12 protein-coding genes are annotated in these 13,399 nt (G+C 48.9%); 7 read left to right on the top strand and 5 right to left on the bottom strand.

Going from position 1 to position 13,399, the window contains the following annotated elements:
• Nucleotides 1-98: 98 nt before the first annotated feature.
• From solA to FHD02_RS09985, 4 genes are all read left to right on the top strand, one after another.
• Entirely contained in the window at nucleotides 99-1,214 is a 1,116-nt protein-coding gene (solA, locus tag FHD02_RS10000; RefSeq protein ID WP_220393844.1) for an N-methyl-L-tryptophan oxidase, read from the top strand.
• 54 nt (nucleotides 1,215-1,268) lie between these two features.
• Nucleotides 1,269-1,382 (top strand): YceO family protein, encoded by a 114-nt coding sequence (locus FHD02_RS09995; protein ID WP_003036148.1) that lies wholly within the window; start codon nucleotides 1,269-1,271, stop codon nucleotides 1,380-1,382.
• 262 nt (nucleotides 1,383-1,644) lie between these two features.
• Nucleotides 1,645-2,211 (top strand): cytochrome b, encoded by a 567-nt coding sequence (locus tag FHD02_RS09990; protein WP_061381779.1) that lies wholly within the window; start codon nucleotides 1,645-1,647, stop codon nucleotides 2,209-2,211.
• 1 nt (nucleotide 2,212) lies between these two features.
• Nucleotides 2,213-2,788, top strand: a complete 576-nt coding sequence (locus FHD02_RS09985) for a YceI family protein (RefSeq protein ID WP_042309224.1) — start codon at nucleotides 2,213-2,215, stop codon at nucleotides 2,786-2,788.
• Between the two features lie 47 nt (nucleotides 2,789-2,835).
• Here the strand turns inward: FHD02_RS09985 and FHD02_RS09980 are convergent, their stop codons facing one another.
• Nucleotides 2,836-3,888 (bottom strand): rhodanese-related sulfurtransferase, encoded by a 1,053-nt coding sequence (locus FHD02_RS09980; protein WP_137361012.1) that lies wholly within the window; start codon nucleotides 3,886-3,888, stop codon nucleotides 2,836-2,838.
• 220 nt (nucleotides 3,889-4,108) lie between these two features.
• On the opposite strand from FHD02_RS09980, the gene FHD02_RS09975 reads away from it, so the two are divergent.
• Both FHD02_RS09975 and mdtG read left to right on the top strand, forming a co-directional pair.
• Nucleotides 4,109-5,029 (top strand): Kdo(2)-lipid IV(A) acyltransferase, encoded by a 921-nt coding sequence (locus FHD02_RS09975; protein WP_220393843.1) that lies wholly within the window; start codon nucleotides 4,109-4,111, stop codon nucleotides 5,027-5,029.
• A gap of 154 nt (nucleotides 5,030-5,183) precedes the next feature.
• Nucleotides 5,184-6,404, top strand: a complete 1,221-nt coding sequence (gene mdtG, locus FHD02_RS09970) for a multidrug efflux MFS transporter MdtG (RefSeq protein ID WP_137361010.1) — start codon at nucleotides 5,184-5,186, stop codon at nucleotides 6,402-6,404.
• Nucleotides 6,405-6,468: 64 nt separating this feature from the next.
• On the opposite strand, the gene FHD02_RS09965 is transcribed toward mdtG, so the two are convergent.
• Nucleotides 6,469-7,800, bottom strand: coding sequence for a sensor domain-containing diguanylate cyclase (locus tag FHD02_RS09965; RefSeq protein ID WP_220393842.1), 1,332 nt, complete (start codon nucleotides 7,798-7,800; stop codon nucleotides 6,469-6,471).
• A gap of 689 nt (nucleotides 7,801-8,489) precedes the next feature.
• Between FHD02_RS09965 and FHD02_RS09960 the strand changes: the two genes are divergently transcribed.
• Complete coding sequence (locus tag FHD02_RS09960; protein WP_137361051.1) at nucleotides 8,490-8,867, top strand: MysB family protein; 378 nt, start codon at nucleotides 8,490-8,492, stop codon at nucleotides 8,865-8,867.
• On the opposite strand, the gene FHD02_RS09955 is transcribed toward FHD02_RS09960, so the two are convergent.
• The 3 genes from FHD02_RS09955 to mdoG form a co-directional block, all read right to left on the bottom strand.
• Nucleotides 8,868-9,095 carry a YceK/YidQ family lipoprotein gene (locus FHD02_RS09955; protein ID WP_038639644.1) on the bottom strand — a complete coding sequence of 76 codons (228 nt, stop codon included), beginning with the start codon at nucleotides 9,093-9,095 and terminating at the stop codon, nucleotides 8,868-8,870. It abuts the gene before it with no gap.
• A 76-nt stretch (nucleotides 9,096-9,171) separates the two neighbouring features.
• Nucleotides 9,172-11,700 carry a glucans biosynthesis glucosyltransferase MdoH gene (gene mdoH / locus FHD02_RS09950; protein WP_042309231.1) on the bottom strand — a complete coding sequence of 843 codons (2,529 nt, stop codon included), beginning with the start codon at nucleotides 11,698-11,700 and terminating at the stop codon, nucleotides 9,172-9,174.
• Nucleotides 11,693-13,228, bottom strand: a complete 1,536-nt coding sequence (mdoG, locus tag FHD02_RS09945; RefSeq protein ID WP_087857802.1) for a glucans biosynthesis protein MdoG — start codon at nucleotides 13,226-13,228, stop codon at nucleotides 11,693-11,695. Before mdoG ends, mdoH begins: the two co-directional genes overlap by 8 nt.
• Nucleotides 13,229-13,399: the final 171 nt, after the last annotated feature.

Below are 13,399 nucleotides of genomic sequence, written 5' to 3'. Positions count from 1 at the left end.
CATCAAAAGGCACCTTAACGGTGCCTTTCTTATTTCCAGGTTGAATATTCCGGGTCAGTTATTTACCCTGCTACTATCGCGATTGCAGAGAGAAGCGGATGAAATACGACTTAATCATTATTGGCAGCGGTTCCGTGGGTGCCGCAGCCGGATACTATGCCACTCGCGCCGGTCTGAACGTTCTGATGATCGATGCGCATATGCCACCGCATCAACAGGGGAGCCACCACGGCGACACACGATTAATTCGTCATGCATATGGCGAAGGTGAAAAATACGTTCCGCTGGTACTGCGTGCGCAGACATTGTGGAATGAACTTTCGACCCAAAATGAAGAACCGATTTTTGTTCGCTCCGGTGTGATCAACCTAGGTCCGGCTGATTCAACCTTCTTAGCCACCGCAGCGCAAAGCGCGAAACAGTGGCAACTCAACGTCGAACATCTTGATGCCGCCGCCATCATGGCTCGCTGGCCCGAGATTCGTGTACCTGAAAATTATATTGGTCTGTTTGAAGCTGAGTCGGGCTTTTTGCGTAGTGAGTTAGCGATTAAAACCTGGATCCGCCTGGCTGAAGAAGCGGGCTGCGCACAGCTGTTTAAATGCCCGGTCACGGCCATTCATCATAGTGATGATGGCGTCACGGTAGAAACCGCCGACGGTGACTACCACGCCAAAAAAGCCCTGGTCAGTGCCGGGACATGGGTGCAGGCATTAGTACCGGAACTGCCGATACAGCCAGTGCGCAAAGTGTTCGCATGGTATCAGGCCGATGGCCGCTATAGCGGTAAAAATAACTTCCCGGCCTTTACCGGCGAGTTGCCAAATGGCGATCAGTACTACGGTTTTCCGGCAGAAAACGACGAACTGAAAATTGGTAAGCACAATGGCGGACAGGTAATTCACGCTGCCGAAGAGCGCAAACCGTTTGCCGCTGTGGCCAGCGATGGCTCCGAAGCTTTCCCATTCCTGCGTACAGTTCTGCCAGGCATTGGCTGTTGTCTACACGGCGCATCCTGCACTTACGATAATTCGCCGGATGAAGACTTTATCATTGATACGCTACCTGAGCATGACAATACCCTGATCATCACCGGTCTGAGCGGGCATGGTTTTAAGTTTACCTCCGTACTGGGGGAAATCGCAGCAGATTTTGCGCAGGACAAAGCGCCAGCCTTTGACCTGACACCATTCAGGTTGAGTCGCTTTAAGTAATAATGCATTAATGGCCTCATGGTGAGGCCATTTTTAATGACAGGAATAACATTGATGCGGCGCATCTTTCATTATCTGGTAAATAATATTCGTGAGCATCTTATGCTCTACATTATTTTATGGTCGCTGCTGGCAATTATGGATGTGATATATATTATGTTTTTCTGATCGTATCTCGCTGACATTAATTGACAAAAACTGATGCTTACTTAATTTTCATTGCAATAAACTGAACAAGAAAAACCCCATTCGCACCGTGTAATAAAGCCATCCCCTCGCACATTCTCTCTAATCATTTGATGATTATGTTCATACTCAATCAATTTAATTGATTTAAAAATAAATATCATCACCATTGTTATTTATTAGTTGCATTAATGTCTTTTACACGCCATTTTTATTCACTCCTGAAATATCTCGCGGTGTTCTTATGCAATACACTAATAGTCCACAGCGCTATGGCGTGGTGTCAGTCGCGTTACATTGGCTGGTTGCGATTGCTGTATATGGCATGTTTGCGTTGGGTTTATGGATGGTCACGCTCAGCTATTACGATGGCTGGTATCACCAGGCCCCTGAACTGCATAAAAGCATCGGAATCCTGCTCATGATGGGGCTGGTCATCCGCGTTGTCTGGCGGTTGTTCTCCCCTCCTCCTGCTGCGCTGACAAGCTATTCCCGTTTAACCCGCATCGCAGCGGCAATGGGCCACCTTACACTCTACGCCCTGCTCTTTTCGATTGTTATCAGCGGTTATCTGATCTCGACCGCAGATGGCAAAGCGATAAGCGTATTTGGTTGGTTCGATATTCCCGCCACTCTTGCCAACGCGGGCGCTCAGGCCGACCTTGCCGGCAGCTTGCACCTGTGGCTTGCATGGAGCGTGGTGGTTTTATCGCTTCTTCATGGGCTTATGGCCCTGAAACATCACTTTATCGATCACGACGATACCCTGAAGCGCATGTTGGGAAAATCGTCATCTGACTATGGAGCTTAAAATGAAAAAAAACCTGCTGGGATTGACACTCGCCTCTCTGTTATTCACGACCGGCTCAGCCATGGCGGCAGATTACAAAATTGACAAAGAGGGACAGCATGCCTTTGTTAATTTCCGTATTCAGCACCTGGGTTACAGCTGGTTGTATGGCACGTTTAAAGATTTCGACGGTACATTCACCTTTGATGAAAAAAATCCTGCTGCCGATAAGGTCAACGTCACCATCAACACCAACAGTGTTGACACCAATCACGCCGAACGTGACAAACACCTGCGCAGCGCAGAGTTCCTTAACGTGGCCAAATTCCCGCAGGCGACCTTTAGTTCCACCAGCGTGAAGAAAGAGGGGAACGACCTCGATATCACCGGTAATCTGACCCTGAACGGCGTCACCAAACCGGTTACACTGGATGCGAAACTGATTGGTCAGGGTGGCGACCCATGGGGTGGCACGCGCGCCGGTTTTGAAGCGCAAGGCAAAATTAAGCTGAAGGACTTCAACATCACCACCGATCTCGGCCCTGCTTCGCAGGAAGTCGATTTAATCATCTCAGTGGAAGGTGTGCAGCAGAAGTAACGTATGCGTGTTGCCGGATGAGGTGACAGCCATCATCCGGCAAAATTTTATTGCGCGGGATCCGGAATACCCAGTTTGGTATTCAGACGACCGCGGGATTTATTAAAGATTTTGTTGCCATTTTCACGCCCGGCGCGACGACGTCGTTGCTCTTCTTCTGGCAACTCACTCTCTTCGCAACACAGCTCACTGCAGCAGCCTTTATACTTCTGCGCGCAAGCCGGGCACTGAATAAATAGCAAATGGCAGCCATCATTTTTACAATTAGTGTGGCTGTCGCATGCGGTTCCGCACTGGTGACAATGCGCGATAATATCCTCAGAGATCCTTTCTCCCATACGCTCATCAAAAACGAAATTCTTGCCGATGAAACGTACCGGAAGCCCCTGTTCACGCGCCTTGCGGGCATATTCAATAATACCCCCCTCAATGTGCCAGACTTTGCTAAATCCGTTGTGTTTCATCCAGGCGCTGGCCTTCTCACAGCGGATCCCGCCCGTGCAGTACATAACGATCTTTTTATCTTTATGCTCCTGCATCATTTCAACCGCTTTCGGCAACTGGTCACGGAATGTGTCTGCCGGGATCTCAAGCGCGTTCTCGAAATGCCCCACCTCATATTCATAGTGGTTGCGCATATCGATGAATACCGCGTCAGGATCGTCCAACATGGCGTTCACTTCAGCCGCCTTCAGGTAGTCACCCACGTCGCTGGCGTTAAAGTCAGGATCATCAATCCCGTCCGCCACAATGCGTTCGCGGACTTTCATGCGCAGCACCCAGAACGATTTTCCGTCATCGTCCAGGGCGATATTAAGACGTAATCCATCCAGGGCAGGATTGAATGCATACAGCTGTTGGCGAAATGCATCCACGTTGCTTTGCGGCACGCTAATTTGCGCGTTAATGCCTTCATGGGCAAGATATACACGCCCGAACACATTCAACGCAGTGAACAGTTGGTACAGCGCATCACGCGTATGCTGCGGGTCATCGATGGTGAAATATTTATAAAACGAGATCGTCGTGCGCGGCTCAGTCTCGGCCAGCATTTTGGCTTTGAGCGCGTCGTTCGAAATGCGGTTGTGTAACACTGGCATGGTGTACGTATCCTGCAAATAGGGAGTAAATGAAAATCGGCGGCATCATAAAGCAAACATCGCCAATTTACATCCACACATTTTACGCTACATTTCATACTTCACGATAAAAACACAACAACAATTGCCGATTTAATCACCGTTCTCCCGTCACAAATTTTTGATACGCGCGAAAAAATGCGACAATACAGGGAATTGGTCGTTTGAAGACAGGATAGACATGACGAATTTACCCAAGTTTTCGGCTGCACTACTGCATCCACGTTATTGGTTAACCTGGCTGGGTATTGGCATCCTTTGGTTAATCGTGCAGTTACCCTACCCGGTACTTTACAAGTTGGGCTGTGCGTTAGGTCGTCTGGCGTTACGTTTGATGAAACGCCGGGCAAAAATCGTTTCACGTAATCTGGAGCTGTGCTTCCCGCAGATGAGTGAGCAGGAACGCCAGCAGATGGTCGTCAGGAACTTCGAGTCCGTCGGCATGGGCGTGATGGAAACCGGGATGGCCTGGTTTTGGTCCGATAAGCGCATTTCACGCTGGACAGAAGTGATTGGGATGGAACATATCCGTGACGTTCAGGCGCAAAAGCGGGGGATCCTGTTAGTCGGCCTACACTTTCTGACCCTGGAACTGGGTGCACGTCAGTTTGGTTTGCAGGAGCCAGGTATCGGTGTGTATCGTCCTAATGACAACCCACTGCTCGACTGGTTACAGACCTGGGGCCGCATGCGCTCTAATAAATCAATGCTTGATCGTAAAGACCTGAAAGGAATGATTAAAGCGTTGAAAAAAGGCGAAGTGGTCTGGTACGCACCGGATCATGACTACGGCCCTCGCGCCAGCGTGTTTGTACCGCTGTTTGCCGTTGAACAGGCCGCTACGACCTCCGGGACCTGGATGCTTTCACGCATGTCGAATGCCTGCCTGGTCCCATTTGTTCCTCGCCGTAAGCCCGACGGTAAAGGGTATCAACTGATTATGCTACCGTCAGAGTGTTCACCGCCGTTAGACGATGCGGAAACCACGGCTGCATGGATGAATAAGATCGTTGAACAATGCATCATGATGGCCCCAGAACAGTATATGTGGCTGCATCGTCGCTTCAAGACTCGTCCTGAAGGCGCCCCTTCCCTGTACTAACACGCGGTTGCAGTCCAGTGGGCTGCAACCCCTCCTTACTCGCTTTAGGTTTAACTGCTATCCGCATTGCAGCAACTATCAACCGGGCGCATAATTAGTCTGCTTACTTATATTCAATCGATAGCGTATACAGCGCCTCACACTGCGGATCGTTATGTCACCCTCAGATGCCCCCATAAACTGGAAACGCAACCTCACCGTTGCCTGGTTGGGTTGTTTTTTAACCGGCGCAGCATTTAGCCTGGTCATGCCCTTTTTGCCCTTGTACGTTGAGAGTCTCGGCGTCACGGGCCATAGCGCCCTGAACATGTGGTCAGGTCTGGTGTTCAGCATCACCTTTTTGTTTTCAGCTATCGCCTCCCCTTTCTGGGGTGGCCTTGCCGACCGCAAAGGGCGAAAAATCATGCTGCTGCGTTCCGCGTTGGGTATGGCTATTGTGATGCTGCTGATGGGGCTGGCGCAAAATATCTGGCAGTTCCTGGTTCTGCGCGCGCTGTTGGGTCTGCTCGGCGGTTTCATTCCCAACGCCAATGCGTTGATCGCCACCCAGGTTCCACGCAATAAAAGCGGCTGGGCGCTGGGAACGCTCTCTACCGGCGGCGTCAGTGGCGCACTGCTCGGGCCGCTGGCAGGTGGACTACTCGCTGACCAGTATGGATTGCGTCCCGTATTCTTCATTACCGCCAGCGTACTGCTGGTCTGTTTTATCCTAACGCTATTTTTTATCCGCGAGCGTTTTCAGCCGGTAAGCAAGAAAGAGATGCTGCACATACGTGAAGTCGTGGCCTCGTTAAAAAATCCCAAACTGGTGCTGAGCCTGTTTGTCACCACCTTAATCATTCAGGTGGCGACCGGTTCCATTGCGCCAATCCTGACGTTATACGTGCGGGAATTAGCCGGAAACGTCAGTAATATCGCGTTCATTAGTGGGATGATTGCCTCCGTACCCGGCGTAGCGGCGTTAATCAGTGCCCCAAGGCTTGGCAAACTCGGTGACCGGATTGGCCCGGAGAAGATCCTGATCGTCGCACTGATTATTTCCGTGCTATTGCTGATTCCGATGTCATTTGTACATACGCCCTGGCAATTGGGCGTTCTGCGTTTTTTATTGGGTGCTGCCGACGGCGCTCTGCTCCCGGCGGTGCAAACGCTGCTGGTCTATAACTCAACCAATCAAGTTGCCGGGCGTATTTTCAGTTACAACCAGTCATTTCGCGACATCGGCAACGTAACGGGACCATTAATGGGGGCGGCAATATCCGCCAATTACGGCTTTCGCGCGGTTTTCTGCGTGACCGCGGGGGTTGTACTATTTAACGCGATCTATTCGTGGAATAGCCTGCGCCGTCGCCGGAGCGCTGAGCTCGCTGGATGATTTGTCTATATTGCCTGAATCCGAAGAGTAAACTTTGCGTTTTCAGGCAGTATTCATTTTACTTTTAATGATAATAGTAACACACCTTATTCCTGCCAGAGTTTTTGGCGTCATACAATGCAGCATCGGCATAAGAAACAACTTTATCCGCCGAATCATCATCAGCTTTGCTACAATATACACCGATGCTGATCGTCATCTTTTCTTTTAAATCATAGGCATTGGGTATGGTCGTTCCATGCTCAACATTTCTTCTGATTCGTTCTGCAACGACAAGAACTTCATCTTTATCCTTGCACTTAAGAAGAATAGCAAACTCTTCACCACCGATGCGTGCAAAGATATCCGAGTCTCTAATTGAATTGTTGATTATATCAACAATACTTATTATTACCCGATCCCCCTCCTGATGCCCATAGGTATCGTTAATTCGTTTAAATTTGTCGATATCGAGGACCATTACGCAAACCACGCCTTTCGCTAGCGATGTTTTTAACGATCTATAGAACAGCTTTCGGTTGTATATTTTGGTCATGGCATCTTTGATAGCCGAATCCGTTTCTTTTTTTAGAATAATAAAAGTGTTATACATTAATATCGATATTATACAAAGGGTACTGATCACCTCAATCCCTCTGCTGATATACCAAATATACATACTATATTCATCTAAGCTTAATAGCAGTACATTAGTTAATATTCCTGAGCAACACAGTAAGCCGATACTTTTCCATAAAATATTATGTGTTTTAGTTTTAATAACCAAATATAGCAGAACCATCCCCCAGGCAACAATCAGTGAATAAATGTAGCCAATATGCCAGTGAACGGTTACGTTGTCGGGTTTTAAGCTCGTAATCTCAAGGGTCATGCCCGGATTATAACTGGCCAGGCTATGCGCCAGTACAGCGATAGCCAACATGATTAAAAACGCCACCGCTATATAGCATGGTTCTCTTTCTTTAGTTTCAATTACTGTCGAAGATGCTTTATAAGATTTCAAGGATACAAATAACAAGGCAATAAAACTAAGTTGGCGAAAATAATAGAATATAGCGATATCGTTAGTTCTTTTTTCTATCGAAGTGTGATCATTAATTAAATCCTGAACGATATAAATAGTTTCCACAAAGAAAATATTATTGCTAAGAAACGCCATACCTAAGATCATAAGACACGTTAGATCTTTCCTGCATAAATACTGAAACAACATAAAAAGGAAAATAATTCCATATAAAAAGAACAAGCCTACTATGATAATCAAATATATTGTTTGCGGAACGCTCTGTATTGTTAATTTAAACTGCGTAAGACATAACCCCCCAAGAATATAGCTGATTAAGCAAGTTATATAGAACGCCATCAACTTCCTGTTATTTGAATTACTGTTTTCCATAACATCCTTAGGAGTATTCTTGAGTTGGCATTTTATATAATAAAGCATAAGCATTTGCAATCTATATAGCCGTACAACTTCATTGATATTTATTCATTTATTATTTAATGATTTTTTCTCCATTTATAACACCTGGTATTAATCATCTATTATTAAGTATCTTTTTTTAAAACGCCTCACACCATTAACAGATGTTGCACATGGCGGATACTTAGTCATTACTTTTACGCTTCTTTAGTTCAGTACCTCTCAATAATTACCTCTGTGATTTTTTCACATTAATAAATATTTTTTCCTTTATTTTAATAAGGTTAGACATCCTCTCATCAGAACAATGGGCATTGGCACAATCAAAAACTCGAATAAATACGTATTAAATCTGAAGATTCATTTATATAACAGTATCGTTTATTTATTTGATTTTCATTACGTCACAGCTAACCACACACATTACCTTTTTTTCTCAAATTCGCGGTCGTCCATTACGCCAACTTCAGTATCTCGCATTGTAAATTTTTCCATACCAATCGAAGACGTCATCATAAAACCTTGTCGTCGCTACCAACGGCTGGCATTCATTTAGGTTAGCTCTGCAGTCAATGGGTTTGACGCTCCGCGGATCGAGGTCTATAGATTGAATCATCACCATTTATTGTTCACCTTAGGAGAAGATTATGGCAAAGAATGACATGTATTTTTATGCCACGCTGGAAGAGGCTATTGATGCTGCTCGTGAAGTGTTTCTGGCAGATAACCCGGGTCTGGAGGCTGACGATGCCAGTGTTCAGCAGCTAAGCGTACAAAAATACGTGCTACAGGATGGCGACATTATGTGGCAAGCAGAATTCTTTGCCGATGAGGATGATGTCGATGGTGAATGTCTGCCAATACTAAGCGGTGAAGCGGCGCAAAGCGTTTTTGATGGTGATTATGATGAGATTGAAATTCGCCAGGAATGGCTGGAGGAAAACACCCTCCACGAATGGGATGAAGGCGAATTCCAGCTTGAGCCGCCTCTGGATACCGAAGAAGGTCAGACGGCCGCCGACGAGTGGGATGAACGATAATTACTCATAAGGCCCATGGTGGATGTCCAGAGGGAGCAGCAACGTATCAAACACCAGCGAAAAAGGCAGATCGAGGATAGTAACGTAGCGCCATGCTGAATCGCGGACATCCCATTGTACGCCTGGATAGTATTGGTTGCCGTGCCCTTGTCCTGGGATGGTCCGGCTAATAATGCTGCCGCATCCGCTCAGGAACAAGACCATTATCGCCACTGCCACTATTCGCATCTGGTACCCCATGACTCTTTTTATTAAGTATAAAAAAATACCGGCACCAGGCCGGTATTTTCACATTACAGAACGCTTATTTTTTCCTGAGCGCTAACGGATTCAGGGTCAGACCCTGATAGTAATTCACCCACGAAGAATACTTATCAGGTGAATTCCAGACGCGATAATGTAAACGCGCCATGGTCACCGGATCGCTTAACAGCACAAGGCGACGATCGCGATTCAGTTTCTCCGGCGTTTCGTTCAGCGCCTGCTCCACATGACGGTCGCGTGCAATCTCAAGAACGTTACTGGCGCGGTGGCGCGCAGTCGCCATTGCCGTCGCCAGCGCGTTAAACGACGGGTTAAACACCGCATGCATAAAACCGTCGTCCAGCGTACGATTACGGTTCATCACCAGGTAGTTATCTGTATCCACCAACACCTGTGGCGGAGAGTACTCTTCCGGGATCAGGAACAGCTTCCAACGTTTGGTTCGTAACCCAACCGTAGAACGACTGGAAATTACGGAAACAAACGGCGAGAGGATCAGCGAGAAGACAATCGGCGCCAGCCAGAACAGAAAACGCAGATCCAGCCAGGCCATACCCACAGCCCACACCAGCCCCAGCAGTAGCTGAGAACCGTGACGCATAAACGCTTCCCCCCACGGGGTTGAATCGTCATCACGCTGCGGCGAATTCCACACCACTTCCCAACCGAGGAATGCGCTCACCACGAAAACGGTATGGAACAGCATACGCACCGGCGCCAGCAGCACAGAGAACAGAACCTCCAGCAGCAGCGACAGCGTGACGCGAATAAATCCACCGTACTCTTTCGTCCCTTTACACCAGATAAGCAAAATGCTCAGCAGCTTCGGCAGGAACAGCAGCACCATGGTGGAGGCAAACAGCGCGATCGCCAGTTCAGGACGCCACTGCGGCCAGACCGGGAATAGCTGCCGCGGTTGCAGGAAATACTGCGGCTCCGTCAACGCATGGACTACCTGCAAGGCGGTAGACAGCGCGAGGAACATGAACCACAACGGCGCTGACAGATAGGACATAACACCGGTCAGGAACACCGCGCGGTGAACCGGGTGCATCCCCTTGACCAGGAACAGACGGAAGTTCATCAGGTTACCGTGGCACCAGCGACGGTCACGCTTGAGTTCATCCAACAGGTTTGGCGGCAGCTCTTCATAAGAACCCGGCAGATCGTAAGCGATCCACACGCCCCAGCCGGCACGACGCATTAATGCCGCTTCCACGAAGTCATGGGAGAGGATCGAACCGGCAAATGAGCCTTCACCTGGTAACGGCGCCAGCGCACAGTGTTCAATAAACGGCTTCACGCGAATGATGGCGTTATGACCCCAGTAGTGCGATTCACCCAACTGCCAGAAGTGAAGTCCGGCGGTAAACAACGGGCCATAAACACGGGTCGCGAACTGCTGGCAACGCGCATACAGCGTATCCATACCGGAAGCCTTCGGCGAAGACTGGATAATCCCGGCGTTCGGATTTGCTTCCATCAGACGTACCAGACCGCTGAGACAGTCTCCGCTCATCACGGAGTCAGCGTCGAGCACTACCATATAGCTGTACTGATTCCCCCAACGGCGGCAGAAGTCATCGATGTTGCCGCTTTTGCGCTTCACACGACGACGACGACGACGGTAGAAAATCTGCCCTTCGCCCTGCACTTCAGCAATCAGTTCCATCCACGCTTTTTGTTCCGCTACGCAGATATCTGGGTTGTAGCTGTCGCTCAGGATGTAAACATCAAAATGCTCAGCGTTGCCCGTTGCTTTAACCGACTCCCACGTGGCGCGCAGCCCCGCGAATACGCGGTCAACGTCCTCGTTACAGATAGGCATAATCAGTGCGGTACGGTGTTCAGGATTCAGTGGTTCATCCCCTACCGTTGAGGCGGAGATACTGTACTTATCTCGCCCAATCAGCAGTTGCAGGAAGCCCATCAGCGCGGTCCAGAACCCCGCAGAGACCCAACAGAAAAGTACGGCAAACAAAATCAGAATGCCGGTCTGTAGCATGTAGGGCAGCAGTTGCATAAAGGACACCCACAGGTCCTGCCCCATCATGTCGACCGGATTTATGAATGCCCAACCCTGGTACGGAAGGATCGTCTTCATATACCAGGTTGCTACGACCGTTTGCGCCAGCGTTAAGATCAACAGCGTATAGCGGCGGATTGTGCCAACGGTACGCCATTTTTGCTCGCTCTCTTGTTCTTCTTTCGTCAAACGCGAAAGATAACGCGGAGTCACATCACGTCCACGCAGACGATCCCAAAAACGACCAACCGGGTTGGTACGCCAGGGATCGGGGAACATCGAAGTACGCGTTGCTTTTGGCATCGCCTGAAGCTGATCGCGTCCTTCATCGTCCTTAACCAACTGCTCTTTCGCCAGAGAATCTGGCCATGCTTGCTCAAGGCGAGCTTTCACTGAACCCTGCGGTGAATCATCTTCGCGCGAGTAAGTACGATGCTCGGCATCCAGCGCCTGATGAACGGCGCGGATGTCAGTTTTCGGCAGTGCCGCTTTTTCGATATCCGAAAGCGGCATTGCGTCAATATACTCAGTTGTCTTATTCATTGGCAGGTAACTGGTAGCTCCAGGTTTCACTCAACGTCTGATCGGCATTGACCAGAGCTGCTCGCATTTCAGTGGTTTTCTTCACGTCTTTCACCTTCACGCGCAGCATCAAACGCCAACCTTTAGTGACCGGGTTGTAACGCACGGTGTTTTCAACGATCTCGCCGTTGTCGCCAATGCTGGTTTGTGCGGTAACCGGGGTATCCTGCGGCAGCTTTTTCATGTCTGCGCCGGTAAAATCCACCACAAACGCGATAGTACCGTCTGGCTGACGAATCAGATTGGATTGTTTAACATCACCCGTAGAACGACGAGTCTGCTGTACCCAGGCATTTTCCGGCGCATGAAGCTTGTCTTCATCACGCGTGAACGTCAGGGAGTACTTGAAGTTCATCTCTTTGCCCGCTTCAGGCAGTTGATCCGGCGTCCAGTACGCGACGATATTATCGTTCGTTTCATCGTTAGTCGGAATTTCAACTAACTCAATCTTACCTTTGCCCCAGTCACCTTTTGGCGTGATCCAGGCGCTCGGACGCAGGTCGTAACGATCGTCAATATCTTCAAAACGCGAGAACTGACGACCACGCTGCAACAGACCGAAACCTTGCGGGTTTTCCATGGCAAAGCTGCTCACCGCGAGATGTTTCGGGTTGTTCAGCGGACGCCAAATCCACTCGCCGTTGCCAGCGTGGATAGACAAACCGTTAGAGTCATGCAGTTCCGGACGATAGTTCGTTGCCGGAGATGGCTGGTTTGGGCCGAACAGGAACATACTGGTTAACGGCGCCACGCCCAGCTTGCCCACTTTGTCGCGCAGGTAAACTTTGGACTGAACATCAACAACCGTGTCACGCCCCGGAATAATGACAAAGCGATACGCTCCGGTTGCGCGCGGAGAATCCAGCAAGGCGTAGATGGTTAAACGTTTGTCAGTCGGTTTCGGACGTTCGATCCAAAACTCACGGAAGCGGGGAAATTCTTCACCAGAAGGCAGAGCGGTATCGATCGCGAGACCGCGCGCAGAAAGACCGTAGACCTGGCCTGCGCCGAGAACACGGAAATAGCTGGCACCGAGCATGCTGACGATTTCATCGTTTTTATCTTTGCTGTTGATCGGATACAGCACCTTGAACCCGGCGAAACCGAGATCTTTTACCGTGTCTTTATCATGCTGAACATCGCCAAAATTAAAGTAATCCGGGCTATATTTGATTCTTTTCACCGCAGTGGCGGTAACTTCGTTGATTTTGACCGGCGTGTCGAAGTACATACCCTGGTGGTAGAACTCGAGCTTAAATGGGGTCTTGAGATTGCTCCAGTAAGCTTTATCGCGATTAAACTGGATCTGCTGATAATCCGCATATTTCATGTCGCGGAAAACGGAGGGCAAGTTACTTTTTGGCGCCTCATAGCCTTTACCGGCTAAGGATTGAGCTTGTTTTGCAACATCATCAATGCTGAACGCCCAGCTCGATGATGTGTACAGCGTTAACATGACTGCTGCACCCAACCAACGCATTTTCATCATTTGTAGTTTATGTTTCATAATTAGTAAGCACTTCCCCCTTTGTGTGCTTATATTGATCCGATCCATTTTAATGGATAATCGGGCATTCCGACAACTGAATCCCTGTATTGTTCGCGCGCTGGCTCATGCTTTAAGCAGCTTTGTCTGCTGTTTTCACTTTGCGTGCTTATC

The sequence above is a fragment of the Citrobacter sp. EC_71 genome (assembly GCF_019584005.1).
GTDB classification, from domain to species: Bacteria; Pseudomonadota; Gammaproteobacteria; order Enterobacterales; family Enterobacteriaceae; genus Citrobacter; species Citrobacter werkmanii.
This window is presented reverse-complemented; position numbering and strand designations above follow the sequence as displayed.

Coding starts and splice junctions, on each gene's coding strand:
- mdoH (WP_042309231.1), bottom strand. CDS start 11,700: ATGAATAAGACAACTGAGTATATTGACGCAATGCCGCTTTCGGATATC.
- FHD02_RS09985 (WP_042309224.1), top strand. CDS start 2,213: ATGAAAAAAAACCTGCTGGGATTGACACTCGCCTCTCTGTTATTCACG.
- FHD02_RS09995 (WP_003036148.1), top strand. CDS start 1,269: ATGCGGCGCATCTTTCATTATCTGGTAAATAATATTCGTGAGCATCTT.
- FHD02_RS09960 (WP_137361051.1), top strand. CDS start 8,490: ATGTATTTTTATGCCACGCTGGAAGAGGCTATTGATGCTGCTCGTGAA.
- mdoG (WP_087857802.1), bottom strand. CDS start 13,228: ATGATGAAAATGCGTTGGTTGGGTGCAGCAGTCATGTTAACGCTGTAC.
- FHD02_RS09955 (WP_038639644.1), bottom strand. CDS start 9,095: ATGCGAATAGTGGCAGTGGCGATAATGGTCTTGTTCCTGAGCGGATGC.
- FHD02_RS09975 (WP_220393843.1), top strand. CDS start 4,109: ATGACGAATTTACCCAAGTTTTCGGCTGCACTACTGCATCCACGTTAT.
- mdtG (WP_137361010.1), top strand. CDS start 5,184: ATGTCACCCTCAGATGCCCCCATAAACTGGAAACGCAACCTCACCGTT.
- FHD02_RS09980 (WP_137361012.1), bottom strand. CDS start 3,888: ATGCCAGTGTTACACAACCGCATTTCGAACGACGCGCTCAAAGCCAAA.
- solA (WP_220393844.1), top strand. CDS start 99: ATGAAATACGACTTAATCATTATTGGCAGCGGTTCCGTGGGTGCCGCA.
- FHD02_RS09965 (WP_220393842.1), bottom strand. CDS start 7,800: ATGGAAAACAGTAATTCAAATAACAGGAAGTTGATGGCGTTCTATATA.
- FHD02_RS09990 (WP_061381779.1), top strand. CDS start 1,645: ATGCAATACACTAATAGTCCACAGCGCTATGGCGTGGTGTCAGTCGCG.